This window comes from Mesorhizobium sp. WSM3859, from assembly GCF_002295065.1.
In the GTDB taxonomy this organism is placed as follows: domain Bacteria; phylum Pseudomonadota; class Alphaproteobacteria; order Rhizobiales; family Rhizobiaceae; genus Mesorhizobium.
This window is the reverse complement of record NZ_NSGG01000002.1, coordinates 253,548-270,577: the sequence shown is the minus strand read 5'-3', so window position 1 is coordinate 270,577 and position 17,030 is coordinate 253,548. Positions and strand designations below refer to the sequence as shown.

15 protein-coding genes are annotated in these 17,030 nt (G+C 65.4%); 4 read left to right on the top strand and 11 right to left on the bottom strand.

Annotation, left to right across the window (positions count from 1 at the left end; translation table 11 throughout):
• Positions 1 to 72: 72 nt before the first annotated feature.
• Positions 73 to 816 carry a phosphatidylcholine/phosphatidylserine synthase gene (locus CK230_RS05100; RefSeq protein ID WP_245429845.1) on the top strand — a complete coding sequence of 248 codons (744 nt, stop codon included), beginning with the start codon at positions 73 to 75 and terminating at the stop codon, positions 814 to 816.
• A gap of 163 nt (positions 817 to 979) precedes the next feature.
• Here the strand turns inward: CK230_RS05100 and CK230_RS05095 are convergent, their stop codons facing one another.
• Positions 980 to 3,202, bottom strand: a complete 2,223-nt coding sequence (locus CK230_RS05095; RefSeq protein ID WP_095816096.1) for an AMP-binding protein — start codon at positions 3,200 to 3,202, stop codon at positions 980 to 982.
• A gap of 305 nt (positions 3,203 to 3,507) precedes the next feature.
• Positions 3,508 to 3,915, bottom strand: coding sequence for a 4-oxalocrotonate tautomerase family protein (locus CK230_RS05090; protein ID WP_095816095.1), 408 nt, complete (start codon positions 3,913 to 3,915; stop codon positions 3,508 to 3,510).
• Between the two features lie 110 nt (positions 3,916 to 4,025).
• Here CK230_RS05090 and CK230_RS05085 point away from each other — a divergent pair, with 110 nt between their 5' ends.
• The gene (locus CK230_RS05085; protein ID WP_095816094.1) at positions 4,026 to 4,880 is read left to right on the top strand and encodes a LysR substrate-binding domain-containing protein; all 855 of its coding nucleotides are present in this window, start codon (positions 4,026 to 4,028) and stop codon (positions 4,878 to 4,880) included.
• Positions 4,881 to 5,061: 181 nt separating this feature from the next.
• Here the strand turns inward: CK230_RS05085 and CK230_RS05080 are convergent, their stop codons facing one another.
• Both CK230_RS05080 and CK230_RS05075 read right to left on the bottom strand, forming a co-directional pair.
• Entirely contained in the window at positions 5,062 to 5,979 is a 918-nt protein-coding gene (locus CK230_RS05080) for a DMT family transporter (RefSeq protein WP_245429827.1), read from the bottom strand.
• A gap of 40 nt (positions 5,980 to 6,019) precedes the next feature.
• On the bottom strand, positions 6,020 to 6,913 hold the full coding sequence (locus CK230_RS05075; RefSeq protein ID WP_095816093.1) for a DMT family transporter: 894 nt from the start codon (positions 6,911 to 6,913) through the stop codon (positions 6,020 to 6,022).
• Between the two features lie 329 nt (positions 6,914 to 7,242).
• Between CK230_RS05075 and CK230_RS05070 the strand changes: the two genes are divergently transcribed.
• Positions 7,243 to 7,674 (top strand): nuclear transport factor 2 family protein, encoded by a 432-nt coding sequence (locus CK230_RS05070; protein ID WP_176480016.1) that lies wholly within the window; start codon positions 7,243 to 7,245, stop codon positions 7,672 to 7,674.
• A gap of 38 nt (positions 7,675 to 7,712) precedes the next feature.
• On the opposite strand, the gene CK230_RS05065 is transcribed toward CK230_RS05070, so the two are convergent.
• Positions 7,713 to 9,212, bottom strand: coding sequence for a peptidase S10 (locus CK230_RS05065; protein WP_095816091.1), 1,500 nt, complete (start codon positions 9,210 to 9,212; stop codon positions 7,713 to 7,715).
• 139 nt (positions 9,213 to 9,351) lie between these two features.
• Positions 9,352 to 11,391, bottom strand: a complete 2,040-nt coding sequence (locus CK230_RS05060) for a WG repeat-containing protein (protein WP_095816090.1) — start codon at positions 11,389 to 11,391, stop codon at positions 9,352 to 9,354.
• On the opposite strand from CK230_RS05060, the gene CK230_RS05055 reads away from it, so the two are divergent.
• On the top strand, positions 11,366 to 11,872 hold the full coding sequence (locus CK230_RS05055; protein WP_095816432.1) for an OsmC family protein: 507 nt from the start codon (positions 11,366 to 11,368) through the stop codon (positions 11,870 to 11,872). The two genes, CK230_RS05060 and CK230_RS05055, sit on opposite strands and share 26 nt — an antisense overlap.
• A 147-nt stretch (positions 11,873 to 12,019) precedes the next feature.
• On the opposite strand, the gene CK230_RS05050 is transcribed toward CK230_RS05055, so the two are convergent.
• The 5 genes from CK230_RS05050 to radA all read right to left on the bottom strand — a co-directional run bounded on the left by CK230_RS05050 (position 12,020) and on the right by radA (position 16,960).
• Entirely contained in the window at positions 12,020 to 12,244 is a 225-nt protein-coding gene (locus tag CK230_RS05050) for a hypothetical protein (RefSeq protein WP_095816089.1), read from the bottom strand.
• A gap of 170 nt (positions 12,245 to 12,414) precedes the next feature.
• On the bottom strand, positions 12,415 to 13,158 hold the full coding sequence (locus tag CK230_RS05045) for an SDR family NAD(P)-dependent oxidoreductase (protein ID WP_095816088.1): 744 nt from the start codon (positions 13,156 to 13,158) through the stop codon (positions 12,415 to 12,417).
• A gap of 85 nt (positions 13,159 to 13,243) precedes the next feature.
• Complete coding sequence (gene purF / locus CK230_RS05040) at positions 13,244 to 14,725, bottom strand: amidophosphoribosyltransferase (RefSeq protein ID WP_095816087.1); 1,482 nt, start codon at positions 14,723 to 14,725, stop codon at positions 13,244 to 13,246.
• Between the two features lie 114 nt (positions 14,726 to 14,839).
• Complete coding sequence (locus CK230_RS05035; RefSeq protein ID WP_095816086.1) at positions 14,840 to 15,514, bottom strand: CvpA family protein; 675 nt, start codon at positions 15,512 to 15,514, stop codon at positions 14,840 to 14,842.
• A gap of 42 nt (positions 15,515 to 15,556) precedes the next feature.
• Positions 15,557 to 16,960 carry a DNA repair protein RadA gene (gene radA / locus CK230_RS05030; protein WP_095816085.1) on the bottom strand — a complete coding sequence of 468 codons (1,404 nt, stop codon included), beginning with the start codon at positions 16,958 to 16,960 and terminating at the stop codon, positions 15,557 to 15,559.
• Positions 16,961 to 17,030 lie beyond the last annotated feature (70 nt).

The following is a 17,030-nucleotide window of genomic DNA, read 5'->3' as shown; positions in this document are numbered from 1 at the left end:
TTGGGCGCGCCCTTCAAAAAATTCGAAGCCCATGCCAGCGGCGGCCCGCGCATCCGCGAGATCCCGATGCGCATGGTGCTGCCCAATCTGGTCACGGTGCTTGCCATCTGCGCCGGCCTTTCCGGCATCCGCTTCGCCTTCGAGAACCGTTTCGAGATCGCTGTGGTCATGGTCCTGCTTGCCGCCTTCCTCGACGGCATCGACGGGCGGCTGGCGCGCATGCTGAAGGCCACCTCGAAATTCGGCGCGCAGATGGATTCGCTGGCCGACATCGTCAATTTCGGCGTGGCGCCGGCGCTGGTGCTCTATGCCTTTCTGCTCGACCGCGCCGGCTCGCCAGGCTGGATCGCTGCGCTTCTGTTCACCATCGCCTGCGGCATGCGGCTCGCCCGCTTCAACGTGCTTGCTGACGACACCGACCAACCGGCATGGCAGACCGAATATTTCGTCGGCGTGCCGGCCCCCGCGGGCGCGGTGCTGGTCATGCTGCCACTCTATCTCTATTTCCTGCGGCTCGGGCTGGAGCCGTCCCGGCCGGCCGCCTTCATCGCCACCGGCTTCACCGTGCTCGTCGCTTTCCTTCTGGTCAGCCGCCTGCCGGTCTATTCGGGCAAGAGCGTCAAGGTGCCGGGCGACAGGGTGCTGCCGGTCATCCTAGCCGTCGTGCTCTATATCCTGCTGCTGATGACCTATCCCTGGTACACGCTTACGGCTTCCGTCGCCGGCTATCTGCTCTTCCTGCCGTTCTCGGTGCGCGCTTATTCGAAGCGGGCCATGCGTGAAGGCGAGAAGGTGCCGCCTTCGGATATTGGCTAATTGGTAATCTCCCCCCTTGAGGGGGAGATGTCGCCGAAGGCGACAGAGGGGGTCGCTGCGCGTGGAGCGCCGACGCCGCTCGCGACGCGCAATGGAGTCGGCGTTCTACGCGCTAGGACCCCCTCTGGCCGCATCGCGGCCATCTTCCCCTCAAGGGGGGAGATCAGGCAGCCACGCCCAACCCCAACCGGTCGATCGCCAGCTTGCGGGCCGAGACGTAATCCGTCTTGCCCGACCCCAGTACCGGGATCTCTTCCACCTTGATGATGTCGTTGGGCACCATCAGCTCCGCGGCGCCGGCCTTCTTGCCGAACTGACGCAGTTCCTCGGCATTCGCATCGTCGGCGGTGGTGACCAGCACGATACGCTCGCCGCGCCTCTTGTCGGGCACCGCCACCGCCGCGTGGCGCTCTTCCGGCCACCGCGACTGCACCAGCATCTCGACGGCACCCAGCGAAACCATCTCGCCGGCGATCTTGGCGAAGCGCTTTGCCCGGCCGCGGATGGTGATGAAGCCCTCGCGGTCGATCGAGACGATGTCGCCGGTGTCGTGCCAGCCTTCCAGCGGCTGCAATTCGCCCGGCCGGTCGGCGCTCATGTAGCCCATCATCATGTTCGGCCCGTCGAGCCACAGCCGGCCGCCCTCGGTGATGCCTTCGACAGGCTCCAGCTTCAGGCGGATGGCCGGCAGCGGCCGGCCGACCGTGCCGTCGCGGCTGTGGATGGCGGTGTTCACCGCCACCACCGGCGCGGCCTCCGTCAGCCCGAAGCCTTCGACGATCGAGGCCTGGAAGCGGTCGCGGTAGGTGCGCCGCGTCTCCGGCTGCACCGCCTCGGCGCCGGCCACGACGAAGCGCAGGCTGGAGAAGTCGCCGTCCTTGGCGGTGCGGGCATAATTGGCGAGGAACGTGTCGGTGCCGAACATGACGGTCGGCTTCACCTTGCGGGCGATCTCCGGGATGATCTTGTAGTGCAGCGGCGAGGGGTAGAGGAACAGCTTTACGCCCAGCACCAGCGGCAGGATGGTGCCGCCGGTGAGCCCGAAGGAATGGAAAGCCGGCAGCACGTTGAGCAGGATGTCGGCCGGCGAGACGGAAACGCGCGCCTCGGCCTGCATGACATTGGCAAGCAGGCTGCGGTTCGACAGCACCACTGCCTTCGGCGTGCCTTCCGAGCCGGAGGTGAACAGGATGACTGCGGGCTTCGAGGCTTGCTGTCGCTGCAAAGGCAGGCGCCACAAAAGCGCGGCCGCGACCTTGTCCAGCGCCGTCACGCCGGCGCGCACGTCTTCCAGCCACAGCATCTTGGCGCCGCCTGCCTCGACCGCGGCAATGATGTCGTCGATGCCCGCTTTTTCGACGAAGGCGCGGGAGGACACCACGGTGCGGATGACGGCGGTACGGACCGCCGCGGTCACGCTGGCCGGGCCGGCGGTGTAGTTGATCATCGCCGCAACCCTGGCCGCCGATATCAGGCCGACGAAGGTGAGCACCACGCCATTGGCGTTGGGCAGGAGCACGCCGACCGCTTCGCCGGGCGCCGTCACTGCCTCGAAACGGCGGCCGAGCACGCGCGCGCCAATGAACAGCTTGCGGTAGCTGAGCGAACCGGAAATCACGTCCTCGATGATCGGACACGAAGGGCCGATACGATCGGCGGCGTCGCGCATGGCGAAGAACAGGCCGCGGTCGAGATTGGTGCCGTAGAGTCGCGCCTCGGCGAAACGGTCGAACAGCGCGTTGGTGTTGGAGGCCATGTCGGGGTTGCGCGCCACCAGCTCGGCGATGGTCATCGGTTCCAGCACGCTCACCGAAAGCCGCGGGAACCAGTGGCGGGGCGCTTTCTCCTTCGGTGTCAGCGACACAGGCAGGTCGCGCGTGCCGGCAACAAAGATCGGCACGATGCGGGCATCGGCCTGCATGGCGATGCGCGTGATGGCGCGAAACAACCGGAAGGATTTGACGTCCGGCTCGACATTGTCCGGCAGGTAGACGGCAAGTCGGCCCTTGCCCTTCAGCACGCGCACCAGCCGGCGGCTGACGAAGACATGCTCCGCATTGAAGGCGATGGTGCGGCCAAGCTCGCGCCACGGCTCCAGCCAGGGCGAGCGCGCCGAGGCCTCGTCCAGGATATGCAGCGTGTCGTCGGGAAGCAGTGACAGCATCAGCGCCGGCTCGATGCGCGACTGGTGCGAGACCAGGTAGATGATCGGTGTCTTGGCGCTGCGGGCGATCCGGATGCGATTGTCGGCGATCCGGTAGGCGAGCTTGAACGGCACATAGAGCAGCGCCTGGGTGAATCGCAGGTCGAGCCGGAACCTTTCGATCACGGCGATCAGCAGCCAGGCAAAGACAAGGCCCGCTAGCAGCGCCAGGGTCAGGATCATGCAGCTCTCTCCCAGTCTCCTCCAGGACGCGGCTCTTGAGCGGCCGCTTTGGTGGCAGAGGGTAGCGGAAGCGCGGGCAACGTCAATGTGGGGTGATGCACGGCGTCTCCTTCTCCCCTTGTGGGAGAAGGTGGCCGAGCGAAGCTCGGACGGATGAGGGGTGCTGGAAGGATCGCTGCGCGGGAGAGTAAGCTCCTCAAAGCATTAAGTTTTTCGAGGCCGTGTTCCTTCCAGCACCCCTCATCCGTCTCGGCGCTGCGCGCCGATCCACCTTCTCCCACAAGGGGAGAAGGAGAAGACGGTGCCTACGCCGCCTTCAATCTGCCGCTGATGAAGCGGAATTCCTGGCTCTTGCCGCCATAGCCATAGGCGGCCGCCGGTACCTCATGCACGGAGGCATAGCTTTCCTCATGCACGCCGCCGAGCAGCCGGCCGAAAGCCTCGAAGATCGCCTTCAGATAGGCTTCGAGCTCGAGCTTGGTGTTGGTGCCGTCGACGACCTTGATGTCCAGCCAGAACGTGTTGGTGCCGTGCTCGGCCAGCGACTTGCCGCCGGCGAACCAGTGCTGCGGATCGATGTAGTTGACCGCGACCGCGGTGATCGTCGGGTCCTTGCGCAGCAGCTTCGCCGTGATGTCGATGGCTTCGCTGGCGATGGCGGCGGACAGCTTGGCGTCGGGCTTGCCGGTGACGCTGATATTGATGATCGGCATTTTTCTCTCCTTGGGTTGGGGCGCCTCGCCTTCGATGAGAGGATCATGTCACCAGCATGTATTCAATAAAATCGAATTGTTTTTGATAAACGCTTCGATATTGTCGAAGTATGGAAACGCTCGATCCCGACCTTCTGAAAACCTTCCTCGCCTTCGTCGATGGCGGCTCGCTGGCCAAGGCCGCCTCCGCCGTCGGCCGCACGCCATCGGCGGTGACCGCGCAAATGCAGCGGCTCGAAGAGATCGTCGGCGAGCCACTGCTCACCCCCCAGGGCAGGGGGCGCGGGCTGACACTGGCCGGCGAGGATCTTGTCGGCCACGCCCGGCGCATCCTTGCCGTGCACACCGAGGCGTGGCTGGCGCTGAAAGGCGCGCGCGCCGGCGGCCGCATCGCCATCGGGATGACACAGGATTTCGCCGACCAAGGGCTGCCGGACCTTCTGAGAGCCTTCGCCGTCAGCCATCCCCGCGTCCGGATCGAGCTGCGTGTCGGCCGCTCCCTGGAGCTTGGCTCGGCACTACAGGCGGGCCAACTCGACCTCGCGATCACCATGCGCCATGCCCCGTCGCCGGATGAGACGGCGGTGATCAGCGAGCCAATGCTATGGCTCTGCTCGGAAAAAGGCTTGGCGGCTCGGCCCGAAGCCGTGCCGCTGGCGCTGCTCGATCCTTATTGCGGCTTCCGCGAGGCGGCGCTCAATGCGCTCGACGCTGCCGGCCGCCGCTACCGTATCGCCGCAGGCAGCGCCAGCCTTGCCGGCCTGCGCGCAGCGGTCAATGCCGGCATTGCGCTGACACCGCGCACCCGGCGTTTTGCCCATTCCGGCATCGTGGAGGCGCCATACGAGCTCGACTTGCCGCCGCTGCCTATGGCCGATTTTGCCATCCGGCTGGGTCGCGAAGCTCCGCGCCCGGCGCGGGATCTGGCGGAACTGCTCGGCGATGGCCTCGCCCCGTCGTCCTGAACTAACCGCGGCGCCATTCCCGGGAATTCGCCGCGCAAACAATTTCCCAAAGAAAAAGCCGACCTTTTTGCGGGTCGGCTTCTAGTCGGACGGGTCGAGGGGTTTGGGGGGACTTGGGGGGTGACCCGTCGATCTAACAATGCCTGAGCCGGATGATGGTTCCGTGATTGGCAAAATATTTTTACGAGGCTGCCGATTTCGCCTTTAACCAGTCGCGTCCGGCATGGGCAAAGACCGCGCAAAGCACGATGGCGCCGCCGATGACGCTGGCCATGGGCGGGGCTTCGCCGAGGAAGACCAAGGCAAACAGGATGGCGAACGGCACTTCGGCCGAGCCCAGCAGACCGGATTCGGCGGCCGGAATGAGCCGCGAGCCTTCCGTCCACAGGATCGAGGCCAGCGCAAAGGAACAGCCGAAGGTGGCAAGCAGCGCCACGTCGCGCGTCGAGACGGCCAGCGGATCGGTGACGAACCAGCCGAGCACGAAGAGCAGGAAGGCCGAGACCGCGCCCGCCCACACAACCGGCGAGTCGCGGAAGGCGCGCACCATGATCATGTAGAGCGCGCTGCCGGTTGTCATCAAAAGCGCCAGGCTGTCGCCGAACAGATGGCCTCTGCCGAGGCCGCCGCCAACCATGATGGCGACGCCGCACAGCGACGCGGCCGCTGCCAGCATCGTCTGCAGCCTGAATTTCTCCCGCACCAGAAGGAAGGCAAGAAGTGCGGCGATGAAGGGCGAGGTCGCGTAGATGACCGCGACATTGGCGACATAGGTGTATTTGAACGCCGAGATGAAGGCGATGCTGACGGCGGCACCCTCGATCGCCAGCAGCCAGCCCCGCCAGCCCAATCTCAGGCTCTCGCGCCCGCCCGAGCGGCGCCGGCGCCACAGCACATAGAGCGTGATCAGGATCGAGCCGAAAAAACCGCGCCAGCAGGTTATGGTCAGCGGATCGGCATGGATCGACTTGGTCAGCACGCCCGTGAGCGCGAAGGCAAGGGCCGATGCCGACACCAGGACGATGCCGAGCGTGCGCTCGGCCGCTGCGTCGGCGCCGCCAGGCGTGCACTTCTCCGGCATATCGAGCGTGTCCGTCATAGTGCCAGCCTACCCGGTTGCTCCTGACAGCCCTCTGTCATCAGGCCTGCTCCCGCTTGCGGAAACCCTCGTTGCCGACGATGAGCAGGCCGGCGCCGATGATCAGCGCCGCGCCCATGAACACCTCCATGCGCGGCACGTCGCCCCAGATGGCGTAGCCCAGCGCGAAAGCCCAGACCAGAGAAGTGTATTCGAACGGCGCCACGATCGATACCGGCGCGCGCTTCATGCCCTCGAACAGCACATACTGCGCCACCCCGCCGAGTGCCCCGACGCTGATGAGCAAAAGCAGTTGCCGCCAATCGGGCATGCGCCACCACAGCAGCGCCGGCACGGCCGAAAAGAGCAGGAAATAGAAATTGTTGAGCACGAGCTGGATCGTCGTTCGCTCCTGCAGCGCTGTCTTGCGTAAGAGCACCACGGCGATGCCCCAAAGGACTGCCGCCGCCAGCACCAGAAGCACCGGCACGGAAAGGCCGAGCCGCGCCGGATCGCAGGCGATGAAGACGCCGACGAAACCGATGAACACCGCGATCCAGCGCAAGAGCGGCACCGTCTCGCCCAGGATCAGCACCGATAGCACGGTTACGATGATCGGCGCGGCGTAATAGATGGTGGTGAGTTCGGCGAGTTGCAGCGAGCGCGCGGCGTTGTAGTAGCAAAGCCAGGCGGCGAGCGTGAAGGCGCTGCGCACCAGCATCGGCTTGACGATCGGCGAGTCGATCGTATCGGCAAACAGCCGCTTCCCGCCGATGGCGCCGCAGGCGAGGAGCACGGTGATGGAACGCACGAACATGATCTGCCAGACCGTCATGCCGGCGACCAACAGCTTGATCGACGCGTCCTGCGCCGAAAACAGGAAATAGGCGGCAGCCGTGAACAGGATGCCGGCCAGCACCCTTTCGCGGCTTTCGAGGACGACGACTTCGGCCATGGTATCGATCTGCTTGCCTGGAGGTGGCAGCTATACGAGTGAACGCAAGAGCTGCGCTGCTCCAGCAGGGCGCTTGCATTGGCGCAGCGGCGAGCGACCTGCATTCTCCCGATGCTTACAGGCGGGCTTGCGCGGACAAAGCCACTCAGAAGTAGTCGTTGACGATATCGCGCAGGGAGGCGGACGAGCATGTTCGGAGCCTTGCAATGCTGGACGGCCATAGCCCGATCAGGTAAATTTTGAGGCGCGCGAATTGATCGGCGTGGCTCGCACCGGCAGATAGACCACGGAGAGCGCCAATGCCTGCGTTGCACAAGTCCGGAAGCGCGATGACGGATGTGATCGATCGACTGGTCACCGCGATGAACGCGCATGATCTCGACGCTGTTACCGCTCTCATCCACGAGAACTATCGGAGCACACAGCCGGCGCACCCCGGCAGAGCCTTCGTCGGCCGGGACCAGATGCGGGCCAACTGGGAGGCCATGTTCGCGGGAATACCTGACTTCAACGCGGCGGTCACGCGCTCGGTCCAGGACGGCGACACGACCTGGATCGAATGGCATTGGTCGGGTACTCGCTCCGACGGGCAGCCCTTCGAGGTGCGCGGGGTCGCGCTGTTCGAAATTGTCGACGGTCAGATTGTGGCCGGGCGGCTATATCCGGAGGACGTCGAGCGGCAGCCTGCCGGCATCGAAGACGCCGTTGAAGCCCTGTCGGGGCGCCGTCCGCCAACGGCCAGCGGCAGTACCGATTCCTGACCTCACCATCGCGCCGCGGCAGGGACCGCCGGTAGCGCTCACTGCGTCGCCTGATAAAGCTCCGATGCCGCGTCCTTCAACGCACGGCGCCCGTCCGGCCGCAGATACATCATGTGGCCGCCCTCGACGACGTCGAGCCGGATCGGCTTGGCGTCGGATAGAGTAGGAAGCTGGTTCACCAGATAGCGCGAGGCGAGATAGGGCGTGACGAGATCGGTGTAGCCGTTGACGACGACGACGCCGAGCGCCGGGTTGAGCGAACGCGCCCGCTGCAGGTCGTTCATCACGCCGGCATAGCCCTGGCCCGAGGTGCCGTAGTCCCAGTTGCGGGTGACCTCGCCATTGAGCAGCCGGTAACTGACATCGGTGCGGTAGTTGAGCTCGTCGCGGGCATAGGCGACGAAGGCGGAGGTCAGAGCCGGAACGCTGCGGTCGAGCACCGGATCGGCGCCGGCGTCGCGCGGGCTCTGCGGGGCGATGTCGGCGGTGCCGATGGTGGCGTCATAGGGGCTGAGCACCTTGCCGGTGGCGCGTTGGAATTCCTTGGCGAAAAGGCCTGTCGGGATGCGGGCGAAATTGCGCTGGACGAGCTCGAGCGGCAGGCCGGTGAGCTCCGAAACGCGCCCGCTGGCGAGCTTTCCGCCTTGTTCCAGTCCGCTGTTCAACGCCGTCAGGTAATCGCCGAGCGCGTAATGCTCGACCTCGGCCAGCCTGTCGCGCAGCGCGTCGCCGCTCACGCCGTCGCCCTTCAGCCGGGTCGCCGCCAGCGAGGGCAGCTCCAGCGCCCAGTGCAACTGGTCGAATTGGTCGGGCCGCACCAGCATGAACTCAAGCGCCGGCGAGATCAGCACGATGCCGCTGGGGCTCAGGCCCACATCCTCCTGCAGCGTGCGGGCAAGCAGCGCCGCGCGGAAGCCGCCATAGCTTTCGCCGGCGAGGAACAGCGGCGATCCGGTGCGGCCGTTCTGCGCCAGATAGAGGCGGATGAAAGCGCCCACCGAGCTGGCGTCGGCATCGACGCTCCAGAACTCCTTGCCCTCATGCCCCGGCGCCTCCCGGCTGTAGCCGGTGCCGACCGGATCGACGAAGACGAGGTCGCTCATGTCGAGCCAGCTGTCGGGATTGTCGACGAGCTTTTGCGGCGGCCGCCGGAACTCGCCGTCGGCGGCTGTCTCGACGATGCGCGGCCCGATCGCTCCGAGATGCAGATAGGCCGACGCCGCCCCCGGCCCGCCATTGAAGACGAAGGTGATCGGCCGCTCTTTCGCCGGCGCCGGCGACTGCTGCGTGTAGGCGACGTAGAAGATCTCGGCCGTGACCTCGCCCTTGCCCGACAGGAGCGACAGAGTGCCGGCCTTGGCCTGGTAATCGAGCTTGCGTCCGCCAAGCGTGATCGAATGCTCGGTCACCTGCGGCGGCGGCAACAGCGACAGCACGCCGCCCTGGGGCGCGGGGCGCTCGGGTGCTTCCGCGGCGAAGCCCGGCTGAGCGAAGGCGGCGAGCGCCAGGAAGGCGAGGGGGATAAGTTTGGACCGCATGAGGGCTCCGCTGATGGTCTCGAATAGGTATGGGCTGGGCGTGAGAAGTCAAAGCAACAATCGCAAAGGTGGCGATCCTTCGGCCGTCTGCAACTGACGTCAGTACCTGCTCCAGGAACTTGAGATCTTCGGCGGCATCTCACGTGGTCCCGCGCCCGTAATCCAGAAGGGCTCTCTCCCAAAGCACGCTGCTTTCATAAGGATCGTCGGCAAACTTTTCGAAATTGGCGTCGAAGATCATCCGGCCGTTGAAATTTGGATCGCACCTGGCTGGATCCCGAATGACGCCCTTGGCGTCGATCTGACACCACATGCGGCGTCGGTCGTCGGCGACCCAGGCAAGGCCGTTGACGTAGCACCGCAGCGCCCGGTATTTCGGTTGGACAAAAGCCGTTCCGTCGGCGGTTGCGAGCCCCCACAAGGTTTTGCCCGTGCTGTCGTCGCTGACGAACCGACCACCGTCCTTGCCACACGCGAGGACTTGCGCGCGGTCGCTTTCGCGGGGTGGTTCGGGCACCTCCTTGCCATGGGCATCCACCCATGATTTGCGCCCCTCGATCTCTGCCGCGAAGACACCGTTGTCCGGGCTGAGCTTGTCGAAACGCGGCGTCACCGAATATTGGCCCTTGGTTTCTACGATGCCCCACTTTCCCGCCTCTTTGACAGCCGCATATCCGCCTTGGAAACTGTAAACACCGTCGTAGCGTGGCGGCGACCCCAGAAGATGGCCGGCTGTGTCGACAAATCCCCATTTGCCGTCGAGCTGGACCGGAGTTGGCCGGTCGCAATCGAGCGGCAGGGAAACGGATTCGAACAGATAAGGTTCGGTCGCCTTGCCCGCCGCATCGAGGAAGCGCACCTTTCCCGACCGCTTTTCCGCTCTCAGGCCCGAAGGGCATTGCGCGAGCGCTTGGCCGTCTTCCGGGTTGGCGACAATTCGCCCGCGCCGGTCAAGCCCCATCCATTCATCGCCGATCCGGACGAGGCTGACATCGCCCTTCTCGGCCACCTGGGCGTCGTCGAAGTAACGGCCGCCTAGCAGCGCACCGCTTGTGTCGACAATGCCTTTGGCGTTGCCTTTCTGAACCAGCTTGAGGCCGTTTTGCCAGTAGAATGTGCCGTCGAACTTGAAAGGCACGATAAGCTTGCCCTTCGCATCGACGGCACCGCAGCTCCTCCAGTTTCGCGGGTCGAACGGAGCCGGCTTCAGATCGCATACGGTGGCGTACCCGTACGTCAACGGCGAGACGTCGTCATATTCGGGGGCGGTTTGCCAGGTTCCATCCGATCGCAGCAGGCCGAATTTGCCGCGCGCCCCGCTGCCTTTGATCCTTGCCCACAGCAACCGGCGTTCCGGATCGTCGAAATAGCGCAAGGCGTAGACGCCCGGACTGAAGGAACGCGTCTTCGCGTGCCATAGGCGGTATTGCGACGAAGGGGAGTCGGCAGAGCCGAACTGCAATGCCGATTTGCTGTCGTCCAGACTTTCGCAACCATCAGGGCGCATCGAATTCCAGGCGCCGTCTCTGACAAGGACCGTATCATCCCCGAATGGTATCGCGCGTGCATAGTTCGGCTCGATCAAGGTCTCGCCCTGGCGGTCAATCACACCCGCCCTGCCCGCGAGGATGACTTCCGCAAGACCGTTTGAAAAATACCCGACGAGATCGAATCTGGCTGGAATGACGAGCGTCCCGGTGAGGTCGACGAAGCCGAATTTTCCGTCGATTCTGACGCCGGCCAATCCGCTGGAAAACGGCAGCGCTACTTCGAATTGCTGGGCGATAACCTGCTTTCCGGCCTTGTCGGCATAACCGCAGAGGTTGAATTTGCCACCGCAAGTGGTTGCGAGGCCATTGGTGTCGGCGTGCTCGCCCGCGAACCGCCCGGGCGAGCACGATATGATGACGAAGGGCGCAGCGTCATTTGTTCCAGCAAAGATTGCCAAGGCGGCCAGAGCCGATGCCAGCCCTGCGATACCCATTTGCCAAACAAGGCCGCCTCCCGGAAAAGTTGAGACGGCGACTTTAACCGCCAGTTGTGGCAGGAATCCAATTCCTGAAAGTGGCGTAAAGAAGCGCTTAAGCTGCTTTAGCGGCCACGATCCGCACGACAATCGCTCGACTGCAGTGCGCAGGCGAAAAGGATTTGCAATGGACGCCACCGCACTCAAGGCCATGCAGGCGCCGTTGAAGGAAGCCTATCGCGACGATGCGGCACGAGCGCTGATCACGCTGAGAGCCCGCGGAACGCTCGATGACCAGTCGATCGCCTGCAAGGTGGAGACGGGCAGGGCGCTCGCCATTGCCGGCCTTCATCCGGCCACCGGTGGCTCGGGCCTCGAGCTATGTTCGGGCGATATGCTGCTGGAAGCGCTGGTCGCTTGCGCGGGCGTGACGCTGAAGGCGGTGGCGACGGCGCTGGAGTTCAAGCTCGGCAATGCCACCGTCGAGGCCGAGGGCGACCTCGATTTTCGCGGCACGCTCGGCGTCGCCCGGGAGGCGCCGGTCGGCTTTCGCGAGATAAGGCTGAAATTCGACCTCGACACCGACGAGCCGCAGGAGCGCATCGATGCGCTTTTGAAGCTCACCGAGCGCTACTGCGTGGTGTTCCAGACGATCAACAACAAGCCAGCGCTGAGCGTGAGCGCGGGGCGCTGAAGCGCTACGCCCCCTCATCCGGCCGCTACGCGGCCACCTTCTCCCCGGCGGGGAGAAGAGGTTTGCGCCGGCGCTGACCGCCTCCTCTCCCCAGCGGGGAGAGGTCAGCCGAGCGAAGCGGAGGCTGGGTGAGGGGGAGTGCCCACGCTACTGCGCCGACGGCGTCTCCGCATCCCCTTCGTCGGTGAACGGCGAGGCGCTCGGCACGCATTGCACGGCCCAGCCCTGCGGCGTCGGCTGCTTCTGATATTCGGTGATGGCGTTGGTGCATTGTTCACGGGTGTCGAAGGTGCTGGGCAGCACCACCATGCCGCCTTGCGGGCCGGCGATCACCAGATACCAGACCAACGCTACGCTGGGAGCAGCAGCCATGGGAATTCCTCGCTTTGCTTGGATGTCAGAGTCGGACCGATCCTAGCAACTCCCTTGGAGCGGCGAAAGCAGGGCGGCGGAACACGCTTCCGCCGCACCGTTCACAGACCCGTGAAGAGGGCTTTCGCCAGGCGGGCTCAGTCGGCCGCGACGCGTTTTTTGAACTCGAATTATTCCGGCTGCCGGTAGGCGACGAAGCGGTTGTGCTTGGCCTGGAAGATCAGGCCTGTTTCCTTCAGCTCCGGGCTGGCCAGCGGCACGATGCGCCTGGCGATCTCGGAGGGATGCGGCAGCGTCTCCGGATCCTCGCCGGGCATGGCCTGCGCGCGCATCGCCGTGCGGGTGGCGCCCGGATCCGCGGCGTTCACCCTCAGCGGCAGGCTCTCGGTTTCATGCGCCCACGAGCGCATCATCGTTTCGACCGCGGCCTTGGAAGCCGCGTAGGGCGCCCAGAAGGCGCGCGCCGAATGCGCCGCGTTGGAGGTCATGATGATGGCGCGGCCGGCATCGGAGAGCCGCAGCAGCGGATCGACCGAACGGATCAGCCGCCAGGTCGAGGTGACGTTGACGGTCATCACCTTGTCGAAGGTCTTGGCCTCGACATGGCCGATCGGCGAGATGACGCCGAGGACGGCGGCATTGGCGACCAGTATGTCGAGCTTGCCCCAGCGTTCATGGATCGCGCCGCCGAGACGATCGATGCCCGCCATGTCGGTCAGGTCGAGCGGCACCAGCGTCGCCTGTCCGCGGCCATCCGCCTTGATCTGGTCGTCGAGCTCTTCCAGCCCGCCCACCGTGCGCGCCACCGCGATCACATGCGCGCCGGCGGCCGCCAGTTCCCTGGCGATGAAATAGCCGATGCCGCGCGAGGCGCCGGTTACGACCGCCACGCGGCCGGAAAGATCGAGGGTCATGCCGAGTTTCCGTGAGCCGGAGCAATTCCAGGAAAAGTGTCTAGCGGTTTTCCGTCCGGAATTGCGTCAAAACAAATATTGCGGATCACGACCCGCTCGACGCCAGCAGCGACAGCGTGCGCACATTGTCGTGGCCTTCGAAGTCGAGCAGGCGGGTGGGGTACTGTCCCGTGAAGCAGGCATCACAGAATTGCGGCTGGTCGTTGTCGCGGCCCGCTTCGCCGACAGCGCGATAGAGCCCGTCGATCGACAGGAAGCCGAGCGAATCGACGCGGATGAACTCCGCCATCTCCTCGACCGACATGCGCGATGCCAGCAGCTTCGACTTCTCCGGCGTATCGACGCCGTAGAAACAGGACGCGCTGGTCGGCGGCGAGGCGATGCGCATATGCACTTCCTTGGCGCCGGCGTCGCGCACCATCTGCACGATCTTCTGGCTGGTGGTGCCGCGCACGATCGAATCGTCGACCAGCACCACGCGCTTGCCCTCGATCATGCGGCGGTTGGCGTTGTGCTTGAGCTTCACGCCCATGTGGCGGATCGAATCGCCGGGCTGGATGAAGGTGCGGCCAACATAGTGGTTGCGGATGATGCCGAGCTCGAAGGGGATGCCGGCGGCTTGGCTGAAGCCGATCGCGGCCGGCGTGCCGGAATCCGGCACCGGCACGACGATGTCGGCCTCGACCGGGTTTTCCTGCGCCAGCTCCGCGCCGATGCGCTTGCGCACCTCGTAGACGTTGCGGCCTTCGACCGAGGAATCCGGCCGCGCGAAATAGACATATTCGAAGATGCAGAAGCGCGTCTTCTGCGGCTCGAACGGGAAGATGCTCTCAATCCCCTTCGAGGTGACGACCACCATCTCGCCCGGCTTGATGTCGCGCACGAAGCGAGCGCCGATGATGTCGAGCGCGCAAGTTTCCGAAGCGAGGATCCAGGCGCCGTCGAGGTCGCCGAGCACCAGAGGCCGGATGCCAAGCGGGTCGCGGCAGCCGATCATCTTCTTGGCGGTCATCGCCACCAGCGAGAAGGCGCCTTCAACCTGGCGCACCGCCTCAATGAAGCGGGAATTCAGGTCGCGCTCCTTGCTGGTCGCGACCAGGTGCAGCAGCGTCTCGGTGTCGGACGTCGAGGAAAAGATCGAGCCCTGCTTCTGCAGCGCGCGCTGCACGGTGAGCGCGTTGGTGAGGTTGCCGTTGTGGGCGACGGCAAGACCGCCTTCGGCGAGCTCGGCAAAGAAAGGCTGGATGTTGCGCAGGCCGGCGCCGCCGGTCGTGGCGTAGCGCGTATGGCCGATGGCGCGATTGCCCTGCAGGCTGTCGATGACGCGCTGCTTGGTGAAGGTGTCGCCGATCAGGCCGACATGGCGTTCGACATGGAACTGGGTGCCGTCATAGGAGACGATGCCGGCCGCTTCCTGGCCGCGATGCTGCAGGGCATGCAGGCCGAGCGTGACGATGGCCGCAGCGTCCTGTCGGCCGAAGATGCCGAACACGCCGCATTCGTCGTGGAAATGATCGTCGGCCTCGGCGGAAAGGACTTTGCCTGCATCTGCCGTTGAGTCTGCCATCTGGTGCTCAAGCTCCGCTAAAGCCGCCATATAGGGCGATCTCTCGCGGAACGCAACGCACCTCGTCAGGCATTAACAAATTGCCTCAGGCCAGCGCTGTGGCCGGCCTGGATTTCAGTTTGCCGGCGCTGGAGCGGGAGCCGGGGCGGGCGCCGGAGCCGGCTCGTTGTCGGCAGGCGCCTCGCCCTCGCTGTCGTCTGGCGCCGGCGCGTTGTCGTCGCCGGCCGGCGGCTCGGCCGCGGGCTGGTCGGTGGTGGCCGGCGCGCCGGCCTGCGGCGTGCCCTTATGCGTGTATTTGTTGACCAGTTCCTCGGTGTTTTCCGGCAGCACGCTTTCGAGCTTGGCGCCGATCGTCTCGAGCAACGGCCGCGACTTGGCGTTGACGATCCAGGCGGGCGCCTTGGCGCCGGCCAGCCAGTTGAAGAACAAGAGCGCCACCGCGACCACCAGGATGCCGCGCGCCGCCCCATAGAGGAAGCCGAGCGTGCGGTCGAGCGCGCCGATGCGCGAATCGATTATCCAGTCGGCAAGCTTCATCGTGATGACGGAGACGACGATCAGCGCGATCAGGAAGACGATGCCGGCGGAAGCCGCCATCGCGATCTTGTCGTTGTCGATATAGGGCTGCACATAGGGCAGCACCGGCTTGTAGAAGAAGAACGCCGCCGCCGCCGCCGCAGCCCAGGAGACCACCGACAGCACTTCGCGGGAGAAGCCGCGCACCATGGCGAGCATGGCTGAGACCAGGGTGAAGCCGACGAGGATTCCGTCAAGCAGCGTAATCGGCATGGTTCTCGCCCCACTTCCTGTCTTGCGGCTTGATGAGCCGCATCACTCCTCGACGTCGGCACGGCCGCGCCGCGAGCCGGCTATGCGCGCCACAAGGTCGGCAAGCTCGGTGGGCTGGAACGCGCCGGCCCCGATCCCCCCGGCAACTTCCTCGCTGCCGAGTGGCAGCACCGCGCTTCCAAAGCCCAGCTTTTCGGCTTCCTTGAGGCGCTGCTGCGCATGCGCAACCGGCCTGACGGCGCCCGATAGGCTGATTTCGCCGAAATAGACGCAATCGGCGGGAAGGGCAAGACCGGTGAGCGACGAAACCAGCGCGGCGGCGACCGCCAGATCGGCCGCCGGCTCCGAGATCCGGTAGCCGCCGGCGACGTTGAGATAGACGTCGTGCTGGCCGAAGCGCACGCCGCAATGCGCCTCGAGCACTGCGAGCACCATCGACAGCCGCGCCCCGTCCCAGCCGACCACGGCGCGGCGCGGCGTGCCGAGCGAGGAGGGCGCGACCAGCGCCTGGATCTCGACCAGCACCGGCCGCGTGCCTTCCATGCCCGCGAAAACCGCCGCGCCCGGCGATTTCGCGTGGCGTTCGCCAAGGAAAAGCTCGGACGGATTGGAGACCTCGCGCAGGCCCTTGTCCGACATCTCGAACACGCCGATCTCGTCGGTCGGCCCGAAACGGTTCTTCACGGTGCGCAGGATGCGGAAGTGATGGTTGCCTTCGCCCTCGAAGTAGAGCACGCCGTCGACCATGTGCTCGACGACGCGAGGGCCGGCGATCTGGCCCTCCTTGGTGACATGGCCGACAAGCACGATCGCAGCACCCGTGGATTTCGCGTAGCGGATCATCGCCTGAGCGGCGGCGCGCACCTGGGTGACGGTGCCCGGCGCCGAATCGGCGAGGTCGGTCCACAGCGTCTGGATCGAATCGAGGATGACGAGGTCCGGCCGCTTGCCGTCGGCGATGGTGGCGAGAATATCCTCGACATTGGTTTCGGCTGCGAGCTCGACCGGCGTCGAGGCGACGCCGAGGCGCTGCGCCCGCAGCCTGATCTGCGCCACCGCTTCTTCGCCCGAGACATAGACGATGCGATGGCCCTTGGAGGCGAGTGCCGCCGCCGCCTGCGTCAAGAGCGTCGACTTGCCGATGCCCGGGTCACCGCCGACCAGAAGCGCCGAACCGCGCACGAAGCCGCCGCCGGTGGCGCGGTCGAGCTCGCCGATGCCCGAAACAATGCGCGGCGCGTCCTCGATGTCGCCGGCGAGGCTGGTCAGCACCACGGCGCGGCCTTTTCGCGCGTTGCGCGTGTTGGCCGGTCCCGAGCCAATGCCGCCGGCAGTGCCTTCCTCGACCAGCGTGTTCCACTCGCCGCAGGCATCGCATTTGCCGGCCCAGCGCTGATGCACCGAACCGCAATTCTGGCAGATGAACTGAACGCGCGATTTGGCCATCAGGGCTGTGCCGGTCGCCAATTGCCGGAGGTCGGCGGGACAGCACCCCCCTCTGGCCTGCCGGCCATCT